This is a genomic window from Hyphomonas sp. UBA3195 (genome assembly GCF_002366485.1).
Lineage (GTDB): Bacteria > Pseudomonadota > Alphaproteobacteria > Caulobacterales > Hyphomonadaceae > Hyphomonas.
Window position 1 is genome coordinate 1 of the sequence record NZ_DEXB01000025.1, and the last position, 21,489, is coordinate 21,489.

At 60.6% G+C, this 21,489-nt stretch carries 25 protein-coding genes and 1 riboswitch; of the genes, 16 read left to right on the forward strand and 9 right to left on the reverse strand.

Annotation, left to right across the window (positions count from 1 at the left end; translation table 11 throughout):
- The first annotated feature begins 276 nt into the window (after positions 1-276).
- Both B2344_RS07925 and B2344_RS07930 read left to right on the forward strand, forming a co-directional pair.
- Positions 277-489 carry a DUF2093 domain-containing protein gene (locus tag B2344_RS07925; protein ID WP_206992585.1) on the forward strand — a complete coding sequence of 71 codons (213 nt, stop codon included), beginning with the start codon at positions 277-279 and terminating at the stop codon, positions 487-489.
- A complete protein-coding gene (locus B2344_RS07930) occupies positions 489-1,451 on the forward strand; it encodes a M23 family metallopeptidase (protein WP_290483678.1) in 963 nt (320 codons plus the stop codon). The genes B2344_RS07925 and B2344_RS07930 overlap by 1 nt, the downstream gene beginning before the upstream one ends.
- A 317-nt stretch (positions 1,452-1,768) precedes the next feature.
- Here B2344_RS07930 and B2344_RS07935 read toward each other — a convergent pair whose 3' ends face one another.
- The gene (locus B2344_RS07935; protein ID WP_290483677.1) at positions 1,769-2,530 is read right to left on the reverse strand and encodes a hypothetical protein; all 762 of its coding nucleotides are present in this window, start codon (positions 2,528-2,530) and stop codon (positions 1,769-1,771) included.
- Positions 2,531-2,646: 116 nt separating this feature from the next.
- On the opposite strand from B2344_RS07935, the gene B2344_RS07940 reads away from it, so the two are divergent.
- The gene (locus B2344_RS07940) at positions 2,647-3,810 is read left to right on the forward strand and encodes an FRG domain-containing protein (RefSeq protein WP_290483676.1); all 1,164 of its coding nucleotides are present in this window, start codon (positions 2,647-2,649) and stop codon (positions 3,808-3,810) included.
- Positions 3,811-3,931: 121 nt separating this feature from the next.
- Here the strand turns inward: B2344_RS07940 and B2344_RS07945 are convergent, their stop codons facing one another.
- Together B2344_RS07945 and B2344_RS07950 are read right to left on the reverse strand one after the other, a co-directional pair.
- Complete coding sequence (locus B2344_RS07945) at positions 3,932-4,417, reverse strand: REP-associated tyrosine transposase (RefSeq protein WP_290483675.1); 486 nt, start codon at positions 4,415-4,417, stop codon at positions 3,932-3,934.
- A gap of 44 nt (positions 4,418-4,461) precedes the next feature.
- Positions 4,462-5,433 (reverse strand): quinone oxidoreductase family protein, encoded by a 972-nt coding sequence (locus B2344_RS07950; RefSeq protein ID WP_290484969.1) that lies wholly within the window; start codon positions 5,431-5,433, stop codon positions 4,462-4,464.
- Between the two features lie 61 nt (positions 5,434-5,494).
- On the opposite strand from B2344_RS07950, the gene rnhB reads away from it, so the two are divergent.
- The 6 genes from rnhB to ttcA all read left to right on the forward strand — a co-directional run bounded on the left by rnhB (position 5,495) and on the right by ttcA (position 9,962).
- Complete coding sequence (gene rnhB, locus B2344_RS07955) at positions 5,495-6,082, forward strand: ribonuclease HII (RefSeq protein ID WP_290481048.1); 588 nt, start codon at positions 5,495-5,497, stop codon at positions 6,080-6,082.
- A 171-nt stretch (positions 6,083-6,253) separates the two neighbouring features.
- Positions 6,254-6,679, forward strand: a complete 426-nt coding sequence (locus B2344_RS07960) for a GIY-YIG nuclease family protein (RefSeq protein ID WP_206992579.1) — start codon at positions 6,254-6,256, stop codon at positions 6,677-6,679.
- Positions 6,680-6,752: 73 nt separating this feature from the next.
- On the forward strand, positions 6,753-7,241 hold the full coding sequence (locus tag B2344_RS07965; protein WP_290483672.1) for a YybH family protein: 489 nt from the start codon (positions 6,753-6,755) through the stop codon (positions 7,239-7,241).
- A gap of 143 nt (positions 7,242-7,384) precedes the next feature.
- Positions 7,385-7,846 (forward strand): helix-turn-helix domain-containing protein, encoded by a 462-nt coding sequence (locus B2344_RS07970; RefSeq protein WP_206992577.1) that lies wholly within the window; start codon positions 7,385-7,387, stop codon positions 7,844-7,846.
- Positions 7,847-7,918: 72 nt separating this feature from the next.
- A complete protein-coding gene (locus tag B2344_RS07975; RefSeq protein WP_290484970.1) occupies positions 7,919-9,061 on the forward strand; it encodes an energy transducer TonB family protein in 1,143 nt (380 codons plus the stop codon).
- Between the two features lie 7 nt (positions 9,062-9,068).
- Positions 9,069-9,962, forward strand: a complete 894-nt coding sequence (ttcA, locus tag B2344_RS07980; protein WP_290483670.1) for a tRNA 2-thiocytidine(32) synthetase TtcA — start codon at positions 9,069-9,071, stop codon at positions 9,960-9,962.
- A 6-nt stretch (positions 9,963-9,968) separates the two neighbouring features.
- On the opposite strand, the gene B2344_RS07985 is transcribed toward ttcA, so the two are convergent.
- Entirely contained in the window at positions 9,969-10,451 is a 483-nt protein-coding gene (locus tag B2344_RS07985; RefSeq protein WP_290479042.1) for a DUF2165 family protein, read from the reverse strand.
- Positions 10,452-10,577: 126 nt separating this feature from the next.
- Entirely contained in the window at positions 10,578-11,879 is a 1,302-nt protein-coding gene (locus tag B2344_RS07990; protein ID WP_290484971.1) for an acyl-CoA dehydrogenase family protein, read from the reverse strand.
- Between the two features lie 152 nt (positions 11,880-12,031).
- On the opposite strand from B2344_RS07990, the gene B2344_RS07995 reads away from it, so the two are divergent.
- The 3 genes from B2344_RS07995 to B2344_RS08005 all read left to right on the forward strand — a co-directional run bounded on the left by B2344_RS07995 (position 12,032) and on the right by B2344_RS08005 (position 14,630).
- A complete protein-coding gene (locus tag B2344_RS07995; protein WP_290484972.1) occupies positions 12,032-12,778 on the forward strand; it encodes a sulfite exporter TauE/SafE family protein in 747 nt (248 codons plus the stop codon).
- Between the two features lie 155 nt (positions 12,779-12,933).
- On the forward strand, positions 12,934-13,833 hold the full coding sequence (locus tag B2344_RS08000) for a LysR family transcriptional regulator (RefSeq protein ID WP_290484973.1): 900 nt from the start codon (positions 12,934-12,936) through the stop codon (positions 13,831-13,833).
- Positions 13,834-13,865: 32 nt separating this feature from the next.
- A riboswitch (yybP-ykoY riboswitch) is annotated at positions 13,866-14,060 on the forward strand.
- Entirely contained in the window at positions 14,061-14,630 is a 570-nt protein-coding gene (locus B2344_RS08005; RefSeq protein ID WP_290484974.1) for a TMEM165/GDT1 family protein, read from the forward strand.
- Positions 14,631-14,638: 8 nt separating this feature from the next.
- Here the strand turns inward: B2344_RS08005 and B2344_RS08010 are convergent, their stop codons facing one another.
- Entirely contained in the window at positions 14,639-16,369 is a 1,731-nt protein-coding gene (locus tag B2344_RS08010) for a cation:proton antiporter (RefSeq protein WP_290479044.1), read from the reverse strand.
- A gap of 31 nt (positions 16,370-16,400) precedes the next feature.
- Complete coding sequence (locus B2344_RS08015) at positions 16,401-16,862, reverse strand: nucleoside deaminase (protein WP_290482769.1); 462 nt, start codon at positions 16,860-16,862, stop codon at positions 16,401-16,403.
- A gap of 50 nt (positions 16,863-16,912) precedes the next feature.
- Between B2344_RS08015 and rsmD the strand changes: the two genes are divergently transcribed.
- Complete coding sequence (gene rsmD / locus B2344_RS08020; RefSeq protein WP_206992570.1) at positions 16,913-17,473, forward strand: 16S rRNA (guanine(966)-N(2))-methyltransferase RsmD; 561 nt, start codon at positions 16,913-16,915, stop codon at positions 17,471-17,473.
- On the opposite strand, the gene B2344_RS08025 is transcribed toward rsmD, so the two are convergent.
- Positions 17,470-18,474 (reverse strand): patatin-like phospholipase family protein, encoded by a 1,005-nt coding sequence (locus tag B2344_RS08025; protein WP_206992569.1) that lies wholly within the window; start codon positions 18,472-18,474, stop codon positions 17,470-17,472. The two genes, rsmD and B2344_RS08025, sit on opposite strands and share 4 nt — an antisense overlap.
- A 203-nt stretch (positions 18,475-18,677) precedes the next feature.
- On the opposite strand from B2344_RS08025, the gene B2344_RS08030 reads away from it, so the two are divergent.
- The 3 genes from B2344_RS08030 to B2344_RS08040 are packed head-to-tail and all read left to right on the forward strand — an operon-like array spanning position 18,678 to position 20,995.
- Positions 18,678-19,700 carry a glycosyltransferase family 2 protein gene (locus B2344_RS08030; RefSeq protein ID WP_290479047.1) on the forward strand — a complete coding sequence of 341 codons (1,023 nt, stop codon included), beginning with the start codon at positions 18,678-18,680 and terminating at the stop codon, positions 19,698-19,700.
- Positions 19,701-19,702: 2 nt separating this feature from the next.
- Positions 19,703-20,149, forward strand: a complete 447-nt coding sequence (locus B2344_RS08035; protein ID WP_290479048.1) for an NUDIX hydrolase — start codon at positions 19,703-19,705, stop codon at positions 20,147-20,149.
- Between the two features lie 60 nt (positions 20,150-20,209).
- A complete protein-coding gene (locus tag B2344_RS08040; RefSeq protein WP_206992566.1) occupies positions 20,210-20,995 on the forward strand; it encodes an SDR family NAD(P)-dependent oxidoreductase in 786 nt (261 codons plus the stop codon).
- 72 nt (positions 20,996-21,067) lie between these two features.
- Here B2344_RS08040 and B2344_RS08045 read toward each other — a convergent pair whose 3' ends face one another.
- The gene (locus B2344_RS08045; protein WP_206992565.1) at positions 21,068-21,364 is read right to left on the reverse strand and encodes a hypothetical protein; all 297 of its coding nucleotides are present in this window, start codon (positions 21,362-21,364) and stop codon (positions 21,068-21,070) included.
- Between the last annotated feature and the right edge of the window lie 125 nt (positions 21,365-21,489).

The following is a 21,489-nucleotide window of genomic DNA, read 5'->3' on the forward strand; positions in this document are numbered from 1 at the left end:
AGGCGCATGACCGAGCCCTTGCCGAAGGACCGCTCAATATTGCCCAAAGCTGTTTCAAGAGCTTTCTGCTTGTCCACGCCTGATTCCTTGTCCACGAGTTGTAGCGCCGCTTTGGCCATGAGTCGTCTCCTTAGGTCTACCATGGGGCCGCATTTGGCAAGGCCCCCGTTTGCCGTTGCTGAGTCGGATGTACCATATTTGTTCTGCGGAACAAAGGGGAAACTTCCTGCGCGCTACATCTTTTCTTTTGGTGTTGTTTCAGGCATGGTCGCGCATATGCTTGACCGATCCAGCCGCCCCGCCGGCGAAGCCCGCCTTCGCTATCTCGACGCCGACATCGAAATGATCGCGCCGGGAGACTATGTCACCTGCGCGGTGACCGGCCGGAAGATCCCGCTCCAGGCCCTACGCTATTGGAGCGTGGACCTGCAGGAAGCCTACTGGGATGCCGAGGCGGCGAGCCAGCGCATGGTCAAGGCTGGTCACTGATGCGCCGCGCGCTGCTGACGGGACTGGCAACATTTGTGGTGGCGTGTGCAGCGGCAGAGTCTCCTGCGCCAACGCCTGCGCCTGACATGGCACCTGTTCCTGCTGCGCCAGCCCCGGTGGCTGAGCCTGAAATTGAGACAGAGACACCTGTTCAGGTCATCGCGCCGACATGTGACGGCGTTCTGGTACAGGGCGGGCTGGTGATTTGTTCAGCCGAACCGGGCAGTACGTTCACGGTCGCGGGAACAAAGCTGACTGTCAGCGAAATGGGCACGGCGCAGTTCGGGCTCAGCACGCGCGCGCCGAGTGTTGTCGGCTGGTCGCATGACAGCGGCGCATTCGGGGATCTCCAGATTGCCGAGCGCCAGGATGAATACCGCGAAATTTCGGGCTTTGACTGCGACAAGGTCGATGCCCGCTCGGCTGAACAGAAGGCACATGCCTCGCGCAGCTGGGTGAAGAAGCAGGACTCGTTTGCCAGCTTCAATCCCGGCCCCGGCGCGCTGGAAGGTTTTGTGAAACCGGCCGATGCGCCGACGTCATCGCCCTTTGGGCCGACGCGGAAATATACCGGCGTCTCGAAAGTGACCGGCGAGCCGTGCGAGAGCACATCGGTGCATCGCGGCTATGACATGGCCGCGCCGGTGGGCACCGAGGTTCGCGCGCCCGCGCCGGGCGTGGTGATCCTGGCCGATCCGGATCTCTATTATGAAGGCGGCACCGTGTTCCTGGACCATGGCCATGGCCTGGTCTCGGTGTTCATGCATCTGTCAGCGGTCGATGTGGCGGCGGGCGATGAGGTCGACACGGGCGACTTGTTGGCCAAGACCGGCAATACCGGCCGCACGACCGGGCCGCACCTGCATTGGGCGGTGAAGTGGCGCAATCCCGAAGCGCGCAGCCGGGACGGCGATTTCTATATCGACCCGGCCCTGTTGCTGGAGTTACAGCCCGCGCCTTAATCCTAAATGATGAATCAAGGTTACCGCAGGCTTGCCCGCGCCTGCGCAATTGCGCCCTTTGCGGAAACGCGCCCTTCAGACCTGTGGCGCATAATTCACCCGTAGCGCGAACACACACCCCTCTCCCGGATTCGCGCTGCGCCCCCCGGGTCTGCGGAACCTGTAATATCTGCAGCACACCGAACCTGAATGGGCGGTACCCATCAATTGCACCCAGCCGCCCATGGCTCCGCTCGCCCTTAGCCCCTCCCAAGGCGCGGGTGGGCGGAGATTGCAGCCTCCCCCGATGTCCAGATTTTAACGAATGGCCGCCCCGGTCAGGCCGGGGCCAGCCCTGCTCCGGCGGGTCGCGCGGGCGGGTCCGTGGCCGTATCGGCCCAATGGCAGAACTGCCAGAAATCCCAGAGTTTTCGCTGCAGCGTGTCGCGCCTCAGCCGGTCTTTCACATAGCCCGGCGGGCGGCCCATGCGCAGCGGATGCATGCGCCCGCGCTTGCCGGCCTGAAGCTCGGCTCGGCGACGCGCCTGCCACAGCGCCATGCGCCGCGCCTCGGCGGCGGGGTCAGCGCAACTTGTGGTGAGCCGCTCCAGCCGCGCCAGCAGCGGCGCGGGGTCCAGCGTTTCGGGCGGGCCTTCGGGCTCTGGCGCGCGGGGCATGCCCAGCATCCAGATCGAGGGGCGAGGCCCGTATCTTGCCGGGGGCGTTTCAAGCGGCTCCAACGGCGGAAAATAGAGCGTCAGCGTGTCGAGCATGGCGAGCTTGCGCGCCGGGGCCTGCCGCGCGGGGCCGGTCTGGCTGGTCCGTAAAGTGTCCATAACTGGTCCAGATGAGTCCATAGCCGATGCGCGCGGCGCTGACGGGGTCCAGCTGACCTCCAGTTCCAGCGACATGAGATAGAGCATGCGGCGCACCAGAGATTCCAGGGCGCGCAGCGTACGGAGCGATGCATAATAGACCGCGCGCGGCACGGCGCCCTCGCCTGGCGCGGTGAGCGCGCCGCGCACTTCCGCCATCAGCCCGGCCACAAAAGGCCAGCCCGTCTCCAGCGCGCGTTTGATGAGGGAGTCCCGGTCGAACATGCCCGCAAGGATACGGGAGGGTTCAGAGGGGTGGGATAAGATTTATTTTGTTCGTCTTATAAGGCCGACGCAGGTTTTAGTGACTACAGAAGCACCTCAAGTCGCTAGTACCATAAATGAAAGATTCGATTTCCTATATCGGCAAATACTCCATGGAGGGGCTAGAAGTGGACAATTTGGAAGGCCAGTGGATTGGAACGCTTGACGGCGAGATTGGAGGTTTAGCGATTCTCGATCTTGACGTAGTCGGTGAACAGTACTGGGGCACCGGAATGCTGTTCCCAAACGGCGCTGGTATTCCCGGCACACTCGCAGTCATAAGAACCTCTAAACAACAATTCTCACGATTTGAAGCTCCGACTTTAGCCCTGACTACAACGGGCGAACCGGTAATAGCCCAAGATGTCCCAAGAGTTTTTCCGGGCTACCAGCACGGAACTTCGACCACCTTACAATGCCAAACACAAGAAGATGGTCGCCTACGTATAAATTACCATACAAACATCGGAACGATTGGATCAGGACATCTCGTAAAAAGCCGAAGCACAATTCCATCATCATACGACCCTGAATCTGAAGTTAGTGACTGGGGCTCCTTTAAGGAATTTGTTTCCACGTCCGATGTCTCTAAACACATTTATAGGGGGCAACCAGGAGCGTGGAAGTTAAGAACCTCTTTTCACCGGACTAGCAGAACAGATTTGTCGCGCTATATGGATGAAGATGCACGAATATTACGAAGGCACTTGTCACCAATAGTGGAGAACAAGTTTGATTTTGGAAACCCTGATGGTTTAGGAGAATTTTTTCATCTAGTTCAGCATCACGGCTTCCCTACTCCTTTGCTCGATTGGACTGAGTCCCCATACGTCGCAGCCTATTTCGCCTTTCGTAATCCGTTCTCTGACGACACAGGAAGCGTACGAATATTCGAATTCGCCAGAAAGGCTTGGGAGGATAATCCCCGTACTCCCAAAGATAATCACGTAAGTCGTGTCAAACCCCATGTGACTATTTTAGACTTGGCTGGCCCCTTAAATCATCGGACCTTGCCTCAGCAAGCCGTATCGATGCTGACCAATATCGACGACATTGAGCATTTCGTCTCTTTCCATGAATTGCAGCAAAATGAAAAATACTTGAAAGCCATAGATATTCCTAAGAGCGAGAGAAGTACCGTTCTACGCGACTTACGTACAATGGGAATCACTGCGTCGTCTCTCTTTCCGGGACTGGATGGAAGCTGTGAAGCCTTGAGGCAACTACGTTTTGATGACTAAACTCGAACGATGACTCCACAGTCTAAAGTATGCTCAATACCGAAAATTTGATGGCGGGTCTTGACCCGCCCTACGGGGGTTTTGGTTTTTGTAGGGCGGGTTAGTGGAGCGTAACCCGCCATTACCCAGATCTCCATGCTTTTCCATAATCGCGTTTGAAGCGATGCCATGTCGAGAAGGGCCATTTGTCCGCTTCATCGACATAGCCGTGCTTCACCGGATTGTGGTGAATGTAATTCACGTGCGCCTCATAATCCTTTTCATCCCGGATCGCATGCTCCCAGAACCTCTGTTGCCAGATATTCCGTTCACCCTTCCGGCCCTCGCCCTTTATGGTCTCCGGCAGGCATTTGGTGAACCCTGCCTTGATGAGGCGTATGCGGGTTGAATAATCGTGGTCACCTTCCGGCAAGGTCATCATGAAATGTGTATGGTCTGGCAGCACGACCGCAGCAGGCGTCTCGAACGGGCGACGTGCGCGCACGTCTCGCCAGCTTTGGCGGAGCGCCTCAATGTTTGCTGTCAGCACATCCGAGGTACGGTTCTTGAGCGTGACCGTGAAGAAGAAGGTGCCACCCGGAATATAGAGACGTCTATAATCCGGCATGGCGTTTCTCCTTGGCGCCTTTGTTTGGCGGGTCTTGACCCGCCCTACGGGACGAGCACCGTCGCCCCGGTCGTGGTGCCGCTCTCGATCGCTTCGTGGGCTTTGGCCGCCTCTGAGAGCGGGAAGCGCTGGCCGATGTCGGCGTTTATTGTGCCGGACTTCAGGGCGCTGAAGAGGAGGCTGGCGCCGCGGGCGAGGCTGTCCGCATCCGGAATGAAATGGAACAGGGTGGGCCGGGTCATGACCAGTGAGCCGCCCTGGGCCAGACGGCCGGGCGGGATCGGCTCAACCGGGCCGGAGGCGTTGCCATAAGTGACGAACCAGCCCGCAGGCCGGAGGCTGTTCAGGCTTTCCTCAGCGCTGATGCGGCCGACACTGTCATAGGCAACATCGACGCCGCGCCCGCCGGTCAATTCCTTCACCTTGTCCGCGACGCCCTCATAGCCAATGATCACGTCGGACGCGCCGAGCGCCCTTGCCTTTTCGGCCTTGGCCTCAGTGGAGGTGACGGCAATGACGCGCGCGCCAAGGCTGGCGGCCCATGGTACGAGCAGGCTGCCGACCCCGCCGACGGGCGCCCAGACGAGAATCGTCTCCCCGGCCTGAAGCGGGCGGACCTCGAACAACAGCGCCCAGGCGGTGAGGCCTTTCAGAAGGACGGCGGCGGCATCCTGCGGACGGATGTCATCCGGCAGGAGCAACATGCGGTCGGCCGGGCCGGTGAAATGGCTGGCATAGGTGCCGCTGCCCAGATAGGCGACCTTGTCGCCGGGCTTCAGATGGGTGACGCCCTCGCCGACTTCCTGAACCGCGCCGGCGCCCTCCTGGCCGGGCGTGAAAGGAAAGCGCACAGGATAGAGGCCGGTGCGGTGATACGTGTCGATGAAGTTGAGGCCCGCCGCGCTCTGGCGCACGGTGATCTCACCGGGGCCGGGCTTGCGGGGGATGAAATCCTCGACCTTGAGCACGTCTGGCCCGCCGGTCTCATGCATCTGGATGCGGTATGGCTGTGTCATGTGTGCAGTAGAAACCCGGAGCGCGCTGGAGCGCAAGAGCGACTCGCGTTTTGGTTGGGAGATGGCGACAGCACAGATCCTTATTGCGGGCGTGGACGAGGCCGGGCGCGGGCCCTGGGCGGGACCGGTGACGGCAGGCGCGGTGATCCTCGACCCGGCGCGGCCCATCGACGGCCTGACCGATTCCAAGAAGCTGACCGAGGCAAAGCGGGATGCGCTGGCGCCGATGATCCGCGACCGGGCAGCGGCGTGGAGCGTGGCGCATGCGACCCCGGAAGAGATTGACCGGCTGAACATTCGCCAGGCGACGTTCCTCGCCATGGAGCGGGCCGTGACGGGGCTGGGCCTGGCGCCGGGGCACATATTGGTGGATGGCAACGCCCTGCCCGCCGGCTTTCCGTGCGCGGCGACAGCGATTGTGAAGGGCGACCTGACCGAGCCCGCGATCTCGGCTGCCTCAATCCTCGCCAAGACGGTGCGCGACGCGCTGATGAAGGAGATGGATCTGGCGTTTCCGGCCTATGGCTTTGCCCGGCACAAGGGTTATGGCACCGCCGCCCATGCCGAGGCGCTGATGGCGCACGGGCCCTGCGCCCACCACCGGATGAGCTTCGCCCCGGTCAAGCGGGCACTGGCCGCGAGCGCCTGATTCGCCCCTGACCGCCCTGCCCGGCGCTCCCCCCTTGCTCTGGGGCCCGGAGCTTAACCAATTGGGAAAATCGGGAAGGAATTCTCCCCCTCAGGCCCCCGAAATCGCCACATTTTAACGGCTGATTAACCGTAGCAAGAGAGCTTCGCGCGAAATGGGAGGGCTCCGCATATGTGGATATTGTTCGGGTGGCATACTTGGTGGGGCGAGTCTGGCCGGCCCTATCGCTTCAAGATCACGCTGACGCCGAAGGGCCTGCCGAATGATGGCGGCATCTATGTCTTCGTGCAGCGCCGCTTCGTCTTCTTCCTGTTCCCGCTCTACATCGGCAAGGCCGCAAACTTCAAAAGCCGCCTGATCGGCCATGAACGCTGGTGGGAAGCCTGGTGGAAGCGCGGCGCGACCGAGCGGCACGTTCTGGTCCTGAAGAAGGAATCGGACCGGGCGCGCGTGGAGGAAGACCTGATCCGCCGCTACCAGCCGCGCATGAACAACATCCTCGTGCCTCGCGGCAGCAATGATGCGCCCAACAACAAGCGCCTGCGCTTCTGGTGGAGCATCAAGCGCTTCTTCCGCATTCCCTTCCTGGCGCGCTAGGCCGACTTTCAGCTTGGCCCATGCGCCCCTTTTGCTAGGGTGATGCCGGGGCTGGACCTGAAAGGACTGAACCATGTTCGAAATTTCCCGACTTGCGCTCGCGGGCTTGCTTGTCGCGTTGGGCGCTTGCACCAGCGTGCCGAGCGCAACGCAGGCCGATCTCGAACAAGAAGAGGCCGTATTGCGGGCCCTTAAATCAGACACCTGGCCCGGCCTCTATGCGGCAAACGATGCCGATGGACTGGCGGCATTCCTGGCCGATGACTTCGTCTTGATTGGCGGCGGTGTCCGCACCCGGACCGAAGAAGTGAACTGGATGCGCGAAAACAGCTGGGACGGGCCGGCGGATTTCGTGTTTGAAGTGGATGACGTCATTTTCCTCACGCCAGACTCTGCATTGGTCTACGGACGCGGCCTGAGCACGCGCATGGCCGAGGACGGCACACCTTGTCGACACAGTTACATGTCTTCCAACACGCTGCGAAGAACAGATGATGGCTGGCACCCCGTCTCGTCACACGTCTCCGATGCCACTTGCGACCCGGTTGCCTTGGAAGATTAGGCGTTCGACAGCCCTCTGGCGCCCCTGTGACGGGGCTCTGGCGGGCTTCTGGCGGCGCCGTGGCGGCGTCAAGACGTGGTCGGCCAAGGGGTTTTTCCGCACTTTCATGGAGGTTACAAACAACCCGGAGAAAGGGGAACGAGATGCAGTATGATGCAGATGCCGCGAAGATCAAACGCTGGCGGGAAGAGCGCCACTGGTCGCAGGAACATCTGGCCGAACTCGCCGGAATTGGCGTGCGCACCGTTCAGCGGATCGAGACGGGGGACAAGGCGTCTGGCGACTCCCTGAAGGCGCTGGCGGCGGCATTCAATGTCGATGTCATGGCGCTGACGGTGGACGCAAAGACCGAAGCCGAGACGATGATCCGGGAAAAGAACGCCAAGGCGACCGCCGCCATGCGGCTCGGTTTCTTCATCCATCTGGCCAGCTATCTGTTCGGCATGATCGTGTTCGCCGGGATCAGCCTGACCGTTGGAGGTGATCGCTATGCCATGCTGACGCCCACCATATGGTGGACGGTCGGACTGGCCGGGCACGCCCTGGCGCTGGCCCTGGTCGAACTTACGGCCCGCTACCAGCAACAGGTCGGCGCGGCGGACTGATCCGATCGCGCGGATTGAAACCGGCACCATACGCCGTTAGGTTTATGGTCCCGAGGGCTTTCGAGGATTCCCATGAAGAAGACACTGATGGCGGCGGCGCTGATAGGCGCCGTTTCGTTTTTTGCGCTGCCCGCCTCCGCCCAGTCACAGGAATCGCTGCGCGCGGAGCTTCAGGCCGCGCTGACCGGGAACGATCTCGACGCGGCGCTGGACCTTGCCGACCGTCTGTATAACACGGCACGTGCGGAAAATGATGCGGCAGGCGCGGGCGCAGCGGCCTATTCGCGGGCTGAGATCCTGACGGCGCAGAACGCGCATGAAGACGCGGCCAGAGCGTATGAACAGTGCGAAGACCAGTATCGCGCGATCAGCGCGGCGGCGCAGTCTCTGCAATGCGCGCTGCGGGCCGCAACCTCGCTTCAGTCGGCCGGGAAACCGGGCAATGGCCTCGACAAGCTGCAGGATGTGGCGCGAGAGCTCGAAGACATAGGTCAGGACCAGTCCGGCTTTGCCGTCGGGGTCTATATGGCATTGGCACAGGCGACGCTGCCGCCGAAGTTTCACCGTTTGGAAGGCGCGCGCAGCAAGCGTGAAAAGACCATAGCCTACATCAACAAGACAATGCGCGCACTTGAGGCGATTGGGCAGGCAAAAAGCGAACACTACGCCTCCGCCTTGATGCTCAGAGGCGAAGCTCAGGAAGACATGCAAGATTACGAGGCGGCCGCCGCGTCTTACAAAGCCTTTCTCGAACTTTACCCGAACTTGCCGAATGCTTCTGAGGGCGTGTACGAAAACGCCCGCAATCGCTATCAGATCACTCAGTCCGAGATGGATGACAGCGAGGACGACACGTTCACCGTCACTGGCAAGGATGGCGAAGAGATCGTCCTGACCATTGAGCGCAAGCGGGAGGTTCGTTCACCGCGCGCGGGCAAGGAAACCCGCTTGGCTGATGGGGCCAGCGTCCGTGCGAAGATTACATTAAAAGCAGATGGACGCGTGGAAGATATCGAAATCCTTTCGAGCAAGCCGAACGAAAAGTATGGCGAGTCGTTTGAAAACGGCGTGAAGCATTGGCGCTTCATTCCGCCGAAGGGTGTATCAGGGACGGATGTGCCCCCTTTCGAATATGGCATGATTTTCTATGTGACGCGCCGCAACTCGGCCGAACGGCGTGAAATGCTTGCGCGGGAAACCCGGCCCGTGAGATAGGGCGCGTATGGCAGATGACACCTCCTCCTTTTCTGCGGCGCCGCCCCTGTTTGCGGATGCGCCGTCTGGCGTCAGCTTCAAGAAGCTGCGCAAGCGGCTGGTGCGCGGCGCGCTGAAGGCGATTGACGACTACAAGATGGTCGACCGGCGCGCGGTGGATGCGGGCGAGACCCCGCGCACGAAATGGCTGGTCTGCCTTTCCGGTGGCAAGGATTCCTACGGCTTGCTGGCAGTATTGCTGGACCTGCAATGGCAAGGCGCACTGCCGGTGGACCTAGTTGCCTGCAACCTTGACCAGGGCCAGCCGGGCTTTCCGAAGCACGTCTTGCCGGACTGGCTGGAGCGGGTCGGAGTCAAATACAGGATCGAGACCGAGGACACCTATTCCATCGTGACCGAAAAGGTCGAGGCGGGGCGGACCTATTGCTCGATGTGCTCGCGCCTGCGCCGGGGCATTCTCTATCGCATTGCCCGGGAAGAAGGCTGTGAGGCGATCGTGCTGGGTCATCACCGCGATGATGCGCTGGAAACCTTCATGATGAATTTCGTGCATGGCGGACGCATGGCCGCAATGCCGCCGAAACTGCTGAATGATGAGGGCGATGTCTTCGTGCTGCGCCCACTGATCACCGCCGCCGAGGATGATCTGGCCAAGTTTGCCACCGCAATGGAATTTCCGATTATTCCTTGCAATCTATGTGGCAGCCAAGACGGGCTGCAGCGCGTGGCGATGAAACAGATGCTGGACGAATGGGAACGCAAGAAGCCCGGCGTGCGGCAGGTGATGGCGCATGCGCTGGCCACAGTGCGGCCGAGCCATTTGCACGACCCGCGCGTGTTCGACTTTGCCGGGCTGGAGATCGGCGACGCCGGCGAAGACGATCCGAACGTTCCGTTCTAGGCGACGTCAGTCCGGCGCGTTCACGAACAACAGGACAATGCCGCTCGATATTGCGTACTGGAACGCGCCGCCTTGCGCAGCAGCGCCCAGCGGAGTCTGCCACATCTGGAAGTAGGCGCCTCCGATCACCATGAACAGACCAAACCAGACCAGGAGCGCCATGACACACCCCATGATCGCCCAGGTCTTTGCGTCGTTAAAACCTTCAGCTGATCCCCCCCGCACCCGGAACATGTCGTATGCACCCTTGAGCGAGAACGCGGCGACCAGAAGTTCCCCGAGAATGATGAAACACAGCACAATCGTGATCAGGACGGGCGACGAGATTGCGGGCCCGAAGGCGTTGGGATAGGCCTCGTTGCCTGCCATGGGCAGCACGCCCTGAACGAAACTGGTCGCCGCTTCGAAATTGACGATGTTGTTGAGCGCGTAGAACAGGCCCTGTAGCCCGACAAACAGGATCAGAATGATTTTGGAAATGCGTATCATAGCGTCCTCCCTACCAAGAGGATCACATTAAACGAGTTTTCTGGAAATTGCGAGAATTCGACCCGTGACGCAAAAAGGGCGGCCCAAAAAGCCGCCCTTCTCCAATATCCTTCTGAACCTCAAAGGCTATTTCCGCCAGACGGCGGCCATGGCCGGATCTTCCTCTTCGCCCGTATACTTGCGGGTTTCGGCACGGCCGACCACCATGTGGTGTACTTCATCCGGACCGTCCGCGAGGCGCAGGGTGCGCTGATTGGCGTACATGCGGGCCAGTGGCGTCCATTGGGACACACCGGCGGCGCCGTGCATCTGGATGGCATCGTCAATGATGGCGCAGACACGTTCCGGCACCATGGCCTTGACCATGGAAATCCAGACGCGAGCTTCCTTGTTGCCCAGCACGTCCATCGCCTTGGCAGCCTTCAGCACCATCATGCGCATGGACTCGATCTCGATGCGCGCGCGGGAGACCTTTTCAAGGTTTCCGCCCAGCTTGATCAGGTCACGGCCAAAGGCCTGACGCGTCATGCCGCGAACGACCATCAGGTCGAGTGCCTTCTCAGCCGCACCGAGCGACCGCATGCAGTGGTGGATGCGGCCAGGCCCAAGACGAAGCTGGGAAATCTCGAAGCCACGGCCTTCGCCGAGCAACATGTTTTCCTTCGGCACACGTACATTCTCGAAACGGATGTGCATGTGGCCATGCGGGGCATCCGGATCACCGAAGACGTGCATGGGGCCTAGAATGGTGACGCCCGGATGCGGCAGCGGCACCAGGATCTGGCTCTGCTGCTTGTTCGGGGCGGCGTCAGGGCTGGTTTTCACCATGGTGATCATGATCTTGCAGCGCGGGTCGCCAGCGCCGGAAATGTAGAACTTCTCGCCATTGATGACCCACTCGTCGCCTTCGAGCACGGCGCTCATGGAGACGTTCTTGGCATCCGACGATGGCAGGGCCGGCTCGGTCATGGCAAAGGCCGAGCGGATCTTGCCTTCGAGCAATGGCTTCAGCCAGCGCTCTTTCTGTTCGGGCGTGCCGACGCGCTCCAGAACTTCCATATTGCCGGTGTCCGGCGCGGAACAGTTCATGGACTCAGAGGCCAGCGGGTTCTTGCCGAGCTCAGCCGCGATATAGGCATAGTCGAGGTTCTTCAGGCCTTCGCCGGTTTCGGCGTCCGGCAGGAAGAAGTTCCAGAGGCCCTGCTTCTTGGCCTCGTCCTTTGCCTTTTCGAGCGCTTCCAGCTGTCCGGGCGCATAGGACCAGATGTCAGTCTTTCCTTCGCCAAGGCTATGGAATTCCTCACTCATGGGATTCACGACATCCTTGATGAAGCTTTTCACATGCTCGTAAAGCGGCACGGCTGCGTCTGACATGCGCAGATCGTTGAGCTCGTTTTGTGTGTCCTTGGACACTTCGGTATCCGCCATTTTGGGGTCTCCTCTCAGACTTTCTTGTTGGGGGAATGGTAGGCCTTGCGGCAACGGCACCGCAAATTGTTTCTTTGAAATGTTTTGTGTCGCGCATGTGGGCAGGGCTGCAAGATTTGGCGTTTGCCTGCAAACCGGTCTAGGCCAGCGCCATGACGTCGCTCGCCGCTTCCATCATCTTGGTGACCGTGCTGGCCACCAGTTTCCTGTCCGGCATCTTCGGCATGGCCGGCGGCGTGATCTTCATGGGCGTGCTGACTGCGCTGGTACCGGTTGCCACAGCCATGATCATTCATGGCGCGGTCCAGATGGTCTCCAATGGATATCGGGCGTATCTCTGGCACCTTCATATTCACTGGAGCGTGTTTCGTCGCTATGCGCTGGGATCTGCAGCAGCGGTCCTGTTGCTGTTCGCGCTCAGCTGGCGCCCGGACAAGCAGATGGTTTACCTGATGCTGGGGCTGGTGACCTTGCTCGTCTGGCTGCCCAAATCGATTGCCGATCTCGACATCCAGAAACCCTATCAGGCCGAAGGTGCGGGCTTTGTCGTACAGGCGCTCAACACGGTTGCGGGCGTGGCTGGACCGTTGATGGACCAGTTCTTCGTTCACACGGACATGCATCGCCACGAAATCGTTGCGACCAAGGCCGTGACGCAGGTTCTGGCGCATTTCGTGAAGATCATTTTCTGGAGCGTCCCGGTCATCATGGCGACGGGCGCGCAATCCCTGCCGCCAGCCTGGCTGATCCTTGCGGCGGCACCGCTCTCCATGCTGGGAACAACATTGGGCGGCAAAGTGCTGGACCGGATGAGTGATGTGAACTTCAAGCGGGGCATGAAATATCTGGTCACGGCGGTCGGCGCAGTCATGCTGATGCGCGCCGCAGGCTGGCTCTAGGGCCACTGCGCTTACGTCTCTGATTGTCTGTGGCGTCAGCGCCGCGCTCATTCAGGATCCTCTACTCTGCAAATGAAAGTAGCGAGTCCTGTACCATTCGGGAAGTTTATTATATGAAGCCCATGCATCACTATTGGTGATGGTTTGGAGCGCATATGAATCTCAGATCATTGGACCTGAACCTGCTGCCGGTGCTGGAGGCAGTTTATTCCGAGCGCAGCCTGACCCGGGCCAGCGAGACGCTGCACATCACCCAACCCGCAGTGAGCAACGCCCTCGCCCGGCTACGCACCCATTTCGAGGATCCGCTTTTCGTACGCGAGGGACGCGGCGTGAAGCCCACGGCCATGGCCGAAGCCCTCATGCCTGCGGTGCGCGACGCGCTTGACCGGTTGCGCGCCGGGCTGGAGCCACGATCGGCGTTTGAACCGTCTCGCTCGACGCGCGTGTTCAATATCTCCGCCCGCGATGCCGGAGCCTTCATGATTGCGCCAAGCCTTGCACGCCGCCTGCAGGACATTGCCCCCGGCGTGCGCATCGCCTGGACGCAACTGAACCGGGGCGCGATCTCCACCGAGTTGGCCTCGGGGCGACTGGACCTGGCCATCGACATCCCAGGCATTCGCGGCACCGACCTTGAGCGTGAGCCGCTGATGACGACGCCTTATGTCTGTGTTGTGTCGGAAGACCATTCGCTCTCGGGCCGCCAGATGACGTTTGAAACCTTTTTGGAGTTGCGCCATGTCGTCGTCTCCAGCCGCCGCGAAGGACGTTCTTATGTCGAGGAAGTCGCCCGGTCGCATGGCGCGCGCATCACGCCGGTCATGCGACTGCCGACCTATATGCCAGCGCTGGAAATTGTGAAGTATACGGATCTTGCGCTCACCGCACCTGCCTTGCTCGCGCAATCACCGGGACTGGTCTCACATGACCTGCCCGGCGTCTTTCCCGCGCTCGACAGCGAGCTTTACTGGCGGCGGGAAAATTCTGAGGATGCTGCCCTGACCTGGCTGCGGGCTCTGATCCTTGATGCTGTGACAGAATTGGCGGGATGAGACTTGCGCCGGCAGGAGTGTGCCTATAACAGACGCGGGTCACTTGGGGAGTAGCCAGTCGGTCGACAGACCGAGCCTCCGCGTCAACATACTCGGCCTGCAGGTCGTGGCGCGAAGGGAACGGGACACCGTTCGGGCGAGACCAATGACGCCGCATTCCTGCTCGGGCCGGGCACGGAATGATGGTGTCATTGCGTCAGATTTGCCCGGCCTGGAGACTGTCTCTCATGGAAGCCCTGTTCACCTCCACACTCGTGGTCGCCCTTGCCGAGATCGGCGACAAGACCCAGCTATTGGCTGTCTTGCTCGCGGTACAGTTCCGCAAGCCACTGACCATCATCACCGGCATATTGGCCGCAACCCTCGCCAACCATTTTCTGGCCGCACTGGTCGGCTCTCAGGCCGCCACGTTCCTCCAGGGGGACTGGTTTCGCTATCTGATCGCCGTATCGTTCATCCTGATGGCCGCCTGGACCCTCATCCCGGACAAGCTGGACGAGGATGAACGCCCCCGCATGCGAAATGGCGCTTTCCTGACAACGCTCATCACATTCTTTCTCGTCGAAATGGGCGACAAGACTCAGGTTGTGACGATTGCTCTGGGGGCACAATTCGAGCAAGTGATGCTGGTCACGCTCGGCACAACACTGGGCATGATGCTGGCCAATGTTCCCGCAGTTTATTTCGGAGAAGCCTTGATCCGGCGCGTGCCGCTCAGCCTCGTGCGACGGTTGGCGGCGCTGTTGTTCCTGGCAATCGGGCTATGGCTGCTGGCAGAAACGGCGGGGTGGCTCTGACGCAGCCATCAGATAGCAGCGCGCTCGTATTCCTCGTCGCGTTCGGCGGCCAGCCGGTCACGGATGGTTTCTTCATTGTATCCGAACTCATGAAGCGTACGTCCGGCCATTTGCAGGCCGGATTCAATGGCATCCGGGATCACTGACCGGGCCCCGGCATCGATGAGGCGCCGGGCGTGTTCATGGTCGCGGGCCCTGGCGATAATCGGCGCGTCAGGGCGCAATTTGTGAAAGGCTGACACCATCGCTTCTGCGGCGGTAACGTCATCCACCGTAACGACAAACATCATGGCACCGTCGACGCCTGCGCTATGCAGGATTTCCGGTCGCGCGGCGTCCCCCAGATAGGCGCGCCAACCAGCATTGCGGGCACGCGAAACATTGAAGGTACTGCGTTCCAGCGCGACGACTTCGGCGTCTTCCGCCGCGAGGATACGCGCGACGGCATGTCCGACCCGACCAAACCCGGCAATGATGACGTGGCCCTGAAGGTTTGAGAAATCTTCTTCCAGCGTATGCGCCGGTTCGGGCCCGGCCAACTTGTCTGACAAGAAGCCCCCAACCTTTCCGAGCACCGGAATGAGCAACATGGAGAGTCCGGCAATCGCGGCCATCAGCCCGGCTGGCTCCGGGGCGAGCACGCCTATGGCGGTGGCCGCGGCGATCACGACAAAGGCAAACTCCCCGGCAGGCGCGAGCAGGAAGGCGGCCTCGATGGACATCGGGGTCGGCCCGGCAAACAGACGCAGGGCCCCGAAACCGATGACCAGTTTCAGGACGAGCAGTGCGCCGAGCCCGGACAGGATGACCCAAGGCTGAGACAGGATCGATGGCAGGTCGAGCCCCATGCCCACCGTCATGAAGAACAGGCCCAGCAGGATGCCCTTGAAGGGTTCGAGATCGACCTCTGTCTGATGCTTGAACTCGGTTTCGCCCAATAGCAGGCCCGCCAGGAACGCGCCGAGCGCAAGTGAAAGGCCCGCCGTTGCCGTGATGGCGGCCGCGCCCACGACGGTCAGCAGGGTCAGCGCCATCAGAAAATCCCGTCCGCCTGCCGCCGCCGCAAGGCGAAACATGTGCCGCAGACCAAAGCGGCCAATGATCACGATCACGATGATTGCAATGACACCGTTGAACAGGGCTTCGAGCAGAATTTTCGTGACGTCCTGACCGGCCTCTATGTTGGCAAAGCCGACAAAGATCAGGATGGGGGCAACGAGGATGTCCTGAAACAATAGCACGCTGAGCGCGGCGCGCCCGACCGGTTGAGCGGCCTGCTTCTGCTCGATCAGCAGCTGCATGACGATAGCGGTCGACGACAGTGCAAGCGCCAGCCCGGCGATGATGGCGGCCTCTGCCGGCAGGCCGATCTGCCATCCGATGAGACCGATGGCGAGCGCGCTGATCCCTGCCTGAAGTCCCCCTGCGCCGAACACGGCCCGCCGCAGGGCCCACAGCTTTTCAAACGAAAACTCGAGCCCCAGCAGGAACAGGAGGAACAGCACGCCCAGTTCGGCAAAGGGCGCGGCGGCTTCCGGTTCCGAGATCGAGACAAATTCGAGTATGGGATAATTGTGGGAAAGCGAACCCAACGCGTAAGGTCCAAGCGCGATGCCGGACAACATGAATCCGACCACGGCGGGCAGTTTCAGATACCGGAAGACCGGAACCGCCACACCCGCCGCAAACAGGAAGACGATCGCGTCCTTGATCAGAATCTCGTGTCCTGGTTCTGCCATGCCTCGCTATGATTACCTTGTCTGGTTTGCCTCAGCTGCGCCGGGCCTTGAAGAAATCCTTGAGCAGCGCGCTCGCTGTCTCGCCCGCTGTCTCGTCCTGCTCGACCTCCGGCCGCCAGTGGCAGGTCGGTTGCTCGAAAAAGCGTGCGCCATGAATCACCGCACCGCCCTTCGGATCGCACGCCGCGAAGACGACCTTCCCGATCCGCGCAAGGCTGATCGCGCCTGCGCACATCGCGCAGGGTTCCAGTGTCACATAGAGGTGCAGGCCGGTCAGCCGGTAATTTCCCCTAGACGCCGCCGCAGCGCGCAGGGCGACAATTTCGGCATGGGCGGTCGGGTCATGCCCGACAATCGGGCGGTTTGCACCCTCGGCCACGATCTCGCCTGTCTCCGGATCGACCACCACGGCGCCAACCGGCACTTCGCCCGCCTCGGCCGCCTCTCGCGCCAGTTCCAGCGCGCGGGTCATGGGATCAGCGAGAATTGTCATATGGATGGGATCGCCTTACACGGGCGCAAAGTAAAGGGATTGCCTGTCGAATGCGCATCATTGCCGGAGAGCACAAGGGGCGCGCCATTGCGGCGCCGAAGGGACAGGGCACGCGCCCGACGGGAGACCGTGCGCGCGAGTCGATCTTCAACATGCTGGCCCATGCGGACTGGGCGCCCGAGATCGACGGCGCGCGGGTGATTGATCTGTTCGCGGGTTCCGGCGCGCTGGGCCTGGAAGCCATGAGCCGGGGCGCCGCGTTCTGCCTTTTCGTCGAGACCGATCATGGCGCGCGCGGCGCTATCCGCGACAATATCGAAACACTGGGACTGTTCGGAAACACGCGGCTTCACCGGCGGTCGGCGACCGATCTGGGCGAGAAGCCCGCCAGCGCCGGCGTCCCCTTCACGCTCGCCTTCCTCGACCCGCCCTATAGTAAGGGCCTCGTCGAACCCGCACTGGCCGGCCTGGTATCTGGAAAATGGCTGGCCGAGAATGCGCTTGCCGTGGTCGAGACCGGATCGGACGAAACGATCACGCCAGACGGATGGGAGCCGGTCGAGACACGCGACTATGGCGCAGCGCGGATCTGGTTCCTGAAGCGGGTCTAGCCCTCGAAAAATTCCCGGCGCAAATCGAGGTGGGTCTGGTTGGTGCCGATCAGTTCTCCGCATTCGCCAAGCCAACCTTCCGCCGCCGCCCGGCCAATGTCCCTCAGCTTGGTCAGGAAGTCCCAGCTCGTGTCGTATTTGGTCCTTAGGCTGAACTCCATGAGGTCTTGCCCACCCTTGATGGCATGGATGTTCAGACGGCGGTATTTTTTGAGCATTGGCTCTTTCAACATGCCATCATCAAGCAATCGCTGGACAAAGGCGATGGCACGCAGCTCTCCGATCAGGGCGGCATTAAAACTGATCTCGTTCATCCGGTCTTGAATCTCCCCGGCACGTTTCGGAACACCGTCGCGGCGGATCGGGTTGAGCATGACCAGCAATACGTCACGCGGGGCGCCGGAATAGATCAGGGGAAAGAGGCTGGGATTGCCCATGAAGCCTCCGTCCCAATAAGCCTGCCCATCAATTTCCACGGCCTTGAAGGTTTGCGGCAGGCATGCCGAGGCGAGCACTGCGTCGAGGGAGATGTCCCCATCACTGAACACGGTGACATGGCCGGATTCGACATTCGTCGCCGACAGGAACAGTTGGATGCCCGACTCATCCACTTTCGAAAAGTCGATTACCTGCTCCACCACATCGCGGAGCGGGTTGATGTTGAATGGGTTGAGGTCGTAAGGGCTCGCCAGGCTCGACATGGCACTGGCATAGGCGAACACGATCGGACTGAGCGCGCCATAAGGCGTGACATTGCGGGAAGATTTGGAGATCCCCTGCCAGAGGGCTTCCAGCGTATCCTTCGCACCCTGCACGCCGTTTTCAGCCATGCCCGCCGAGAATGCGACGGCATTCATCGCCCCGGCGGACGTCGCGGAGATCGCCTTGATTTCAAGATCATCTTCCTCGATCAGCCGATCGAGCACACCCCAAGTATAGGCGCCATGCGCACCGCCACCCTGGAGCGCGAGGCTGATCTGCCGCTGCTTCTGTTTTGCCATGGCGGTGTTCCTGTCACTTGAACCGAGATATTACTTTGCCGGTGCGGTCTTAATGAGACCTGACCACAGGCGTAGGATGCCTGTCCGGTCGGCGCCACGTCCGCAAAACAGGAATCTGAGTATTCATGTCGATTTTGGTCGATATTGGCACAGGCCTTGCGATAAAAGCGGGGTAACCAAGCAGGATGAACAGGTGGGCCGCCGTGGCGTATGAGATTCCGCAAAAACCCATGATTTCGGTCATCATGGCGAACTATAATTGCGAGGCATTTCTTGCCAGCGCCATAAGATCCGTCCTGAATCAGACCAATACGGCGCTGGAACTGATCCTTGTGGATGACGGGTCCAGCGACCGGAGCGTCGAGATTGCCCAGGAAATCGCGAAACAGGATGCGCGACTGAGCGTCTTCAGCGGCACGCGTTATGGCGGACCTGCCCCGGTTCGCAACCACGCACTGGAACGCGCCAAAGGCGATTGGGTCGCCATCGTGGACAGCGATGACTTGATCCGTCCCGACCGGTTGGAGCGCATGCTGACCGCCGCCGAAGACACCGGCGCAGATATCCTGATCGACAATCTTGCCGTGTTCCAGTCCGACGGTCCCGCCAATATCTTCACGATGTTCGAGGGGGATTTGCGGGATCGCCCGGCCAGGATCATGGAGAGCGAATACATCAAGGCGAACATGCTTTATGGACGGGGCAGCAAGCTCGGTTATGCCAAGCCACTGATCCGCCGCAGCGCGCTGGAAGCCAATTCGCTTCGCTATAATGAGACGATGCGGATTGGCGAAGATTACGATCTGATCGTGCGGCTGTTATCGACCGGAGCGCGGATGATGAGCGTGCCGGACGTGATGTATTTCTATCGCAAGCATGGCAATTCCATATCTCACCGGCTTGATGCCGTGGCGCTGGACGCGCTCGAACAGACGGCCGGCGAAGCGCTCCGCCAGCCGACCCCACACGCGGAAGTCACCGCCGCCCATGCCGCTCGCCTGAAGTCGATCCGGCGCGCCGTGATATTCGATCAGATCCTGACCGCACTCAAGCGCAAGAATGTGTTGGGCGCGGCCAAGCTCGTCGGGACAGAGCCATCTGTCATTCCACTGCTGAGGATGCCGCTAATCCATCGAATCCAGCAGCGCACGGGTAACCCGCTCGCACGCTCGGATCAGCATCTCGAGGCCGAATTGGTGAAACTGCGCGCCCTTTGCGAAGCTTGAGCGTGGCAAACGCCAGTTCCAGAAGCGTGGTCCCGGCGGTCGGCACGGTCTGCTTTCGGGGAGACGATGTTCTTCTGATCCAGCGGGGCACCAAACCCTTGCAAGGCGAATGGTCCCTGCCCGGCGGCCGGATCGAAGCGGGCGAGCGCGCGCCGCGTGCGGCGCTGCGCGAGGTCGCCGAAGAGACCGGGATCACCGCACGGCTCGTGGGCTTGGTAGATGTCGTGGACGCGATCTTCACCTCGCGCCAGACCGGCGACGTGACCCGTCACTACCTGTTGTTCGACTATGCTGCGGTTTGGGTATCCGGAAACCCGGTAGCCGGGGACGACGCAGCCCATGCCGAGTGGATCAGTCCTGACAGGCTGGCCACCTTGCCGCTATGGGACGAAACCCGTCGCATCATCGATTCCGCGCGCCATATAGTTCACAGCTCAAACGAAGCTTGACCGCCCCTACGTCACCCGCTTGATCTGCTGCCCAAGCAAAAAAGTCGCGGAGGACACAATATGACATACGCCCCATTCAACTTGGCCGGAAAGGTCTGCGTCATCACTGGCGGCAACAAAGGCATTGGCCTCGGCATGGCCGAAGCGCTCGCTGCCTCCAATGCGGATGTCGTGATCTGGGGACGCAAGGAAGATGACAACGCTGCGGCCCTCAAAAAGCTCGAAGGTCTCGGAACTGGCAAAGCGTCTTCAAAGAAGGTCGACGTGGCCGAGGAAGACCAAATCGTGAAGGCCATGGCCGAAACCGAAGAAGAGTACGGTCGAATCGATACCTGTATCGCCAATGCCGGGATTGGGCGCGGCGCGGCCAATTTCCATGAAATGACTTTGGAAACGTGGCAGTTCAATCAACGAATCAACTCGGAAGGCGCCTTCCTGACCTTGCGCGAGGCCGCCAAATCCATGGTCAAGCGTGCCAAGGCTGGCGATCCAGGTGGCTCCCTGATCGGAACAGCCTCGCTCGCAGCGCTGTCGGGTGCAGCGCGCAATCAGGCATATGGCCATACCAAGGGCGGACTCATCGCCATGATGAATGCCATCGCCGTCGAATATGGCCGCTATCAAATCCGCGCAAATTCCATTCTGCCGGGCTGGATCGCGACTGACATGACGGATGGCGCGCAGGACAGCGACGTTTTCAACAGCAAGGTCATTGCGCGCGTTCCAATCCGTCGTTGGGGCAAGCCGGAGGATTTCGGCGGAATTGCCGTCTATCTGGCGTCTGACGCTTCGAGCTTCCACTCGGGCGATACGCTGCTGGTAGATGGCGCGTACCAGAAATTCTGATCGGCCGCCTGGTCTCACAAAAAAAGGGCTGCCCGAGGGCAGCCCTTTTCAATTCTGGTAGGACCAGACCGATTACTCGGTTGGCTCTTCTTCAAGTTCGTCCGCAGCGTCGTCGACAGCTTCTTCAGCGTCATCCATTGCTTCGTCCATTGCATCGCCTGCATCTTCCGCAGCCGCTTCAATGTCGTCGCCAGCTTCGCTGAGCGCGTCGCCTGCATCGGCAGCAGCTTCGTCCATTGCATCAGCAGCATCATCTGCAGCTTCTTCGATGGATTCAGCAGCCGTCGTATCTTCAGGAGCCGTTGTTTCTTCTGCAGCGCATGCAGCCAGTACAAGCGCAGCGGCACCGATAATCAGGAGTTGTTTCATGCTTTATTCCCCTACTTCAGGTCAAAGATGACCGGGCAGAGGTTTAACATCTGCCGACCACGACGCAAAGATGGTTTCAGCTGAAGGTCTGATGCAGCGCTTTTTGCGCGAACTGCGCCCAAAAC

What these genes read in the sequence shown, in the direction of transcription:
- B2344_RS08010 (WP_290479044.1), bottom strand. Translation starts at nt 16,369, where the DNA reads ATGGCAGAACCAGGACACGAGATTCTGATCAAGGACGCGATCGTCTTC.
- B2344_RS07945 (WP_290483675.1), bottom strand. Translation starts at nt 4,417, where the DNA reads ATGCCGGATTATAGACGTCTCTATATTCCGGGTGGCACCTTCTTCTTC.
- B2344_RS07925 (WP_206992585.1), top strand. Translation starts at nt 277, where the DNA reads ATGCTTGACCGATCCAGCCGCCCCGCCGGCGAAGCCCGCCTTCGCTAT.
- B2344_RS08005 (WP_290484974.1), top strand. Translation starts at nt 14,061, where the DNA reads ATGGAAGCCCTGTTCACCTCCACACTCGTGGTCGCCCTTGCCGAGATC.
- B2344_RS07990 (WP_290484971.1), bottom strand. Translation starts at nt 11,879, where the DNA reads ATGGCGGATACCGAAGTGTCCAAGGACACACAAAACGAGCTCAACGAT.
- B2344_RS07970 (WP_206992577.1), top strand. Translation starts at nt 7,385, where the DNA reads ATGCAGTATGATGCAGATGCCGCGAAGATCAAACGCTGGCGGGAAGAG.
- B2344_RS08000 (WP_290484973.1), top strand. Translation starts at nt 12,934, where the DNA reads ATGAATCTCAGATCATTGGACCTGAACCTGCTGCCGGTGCTGGAGGCA.
- B2344_RS07950 (WP_290484969.1), bottom strand. Translation starts at nt 5,433, where the DNA reads ATGACACAGCCATACCGCATCCAGATGCATGAGACCGGCGGGCCAGAC.
- B2344_RS07930 (WP_290483678.1), top strand. Translation starts at nt 489, where the DNA reads ATGCGCCGCGCGCTGCTGACGGGACTGGCAACATTTGTGGTGGCGTGT.
- B2344_RS07975 (WP_290484970.1), top strand. Translation starts at nt 7,919, where the DNA reads ATGAAGAAGACACTGATGGCGGCGGCGCTGATAGGCGCCGTTTCGTTT.
- B2344_RS07960 (WP_206992579.1), top strand. Translation starts at nt 6,254, where the DNA reads ATGTGGATATTGTTCGGGTGGCATACTTGGTGGGGCGAGTCTGGCCGG.
- B2344_RS07995 (WP_290484972.1), top strand. Translation starts at nt 12,032, where the DNA reads ATGACGTCGCTCGCCGCTTCCATCATCTTGGTGACCGTGCTGGCCACC.
- B2344_RS08015 (WP_290482769.1), bottom strand. Translation starts at nt 16,862, where the DNA reads ATGACAATTCTCGCTGATCCCATGACCCGCGCGCTGGAACTGGCGCGA.
- B2344_RS07940 (WP_290483676.1), top strand. Translation starts at nt 2,647, where the DNA reads ATGAAAGATTCGATTTCCTATATCGGCAAATACTCCATGGAGGGGCTA.
- rsmD (WP_206992570.1), top strand. Translation starts at nt 16,913, where the DNA reads ATGCGCATCATTGCCGGAGAGCACAAGGGGCGCGCCATTGCGGCGCCG.
- B2344_RS08025 (WP_206992569.1), bottom strand. Translation starts at nt 18,474, where the DNA reads ATGGCAAAACAGAAGCAGCGGCAGATCAGCCTCGCGCTCCAGGGTGGC.
- rnhB (WP_290481048.1), top strand. Translation starts at nt 5,495, where the DNA reads ATGGCGACAGCACAGATCCTTATTGCGGGCGTGGACGAGGCCGGGCGC.
- ttcA (WP_290483670.1), top strand. Translation starts at nt 9,069, where the DNA reads ATGGCAGATGACACCTCCTCCTTTTCTGCGGCGCCGCCCCTGTTTGCG.
- B2344_RS07985 (WP_290479042.1), bottom strand. Translation starts at nt 10,451, where the DNA reads ATGATACGCATTTCCAAAATCATTCTGATCCTGTTTGTCGGGCTACAG.
- B2344_RS08040 (WP_206992566.1), top strand. Translation starts at nt 20,210, where the DNA reads ATGACATACGCCCCATTCAACTTGGCCGGAAAGGTCTGCGTCATCACT.
- B2344_RS07935 (WP_290483677.1), bottom strand. Translation starts at nt 2,530, where the DNA reads ATGTTCGACCGGGACTCCCTCATCAAACGCGCGCTGGAGACGGGCTGG.
- B2344_RS08045 (WP_206992565.1), bottom strand. Translation starts at nt 21,364, where the DNA reads ATGAAACAACTCCTGATTATCGGTGCCGCTGCGCTTGTACTGGCTGCA.
- B2344_RS07965 (WP_290483672.1), top strand. Translation starts at nt 6,753, where the DNA reads ATGTTCGAAATTTCCCGACTTGCGCTCGCGGGCTTGCTTGTCGCGTTG.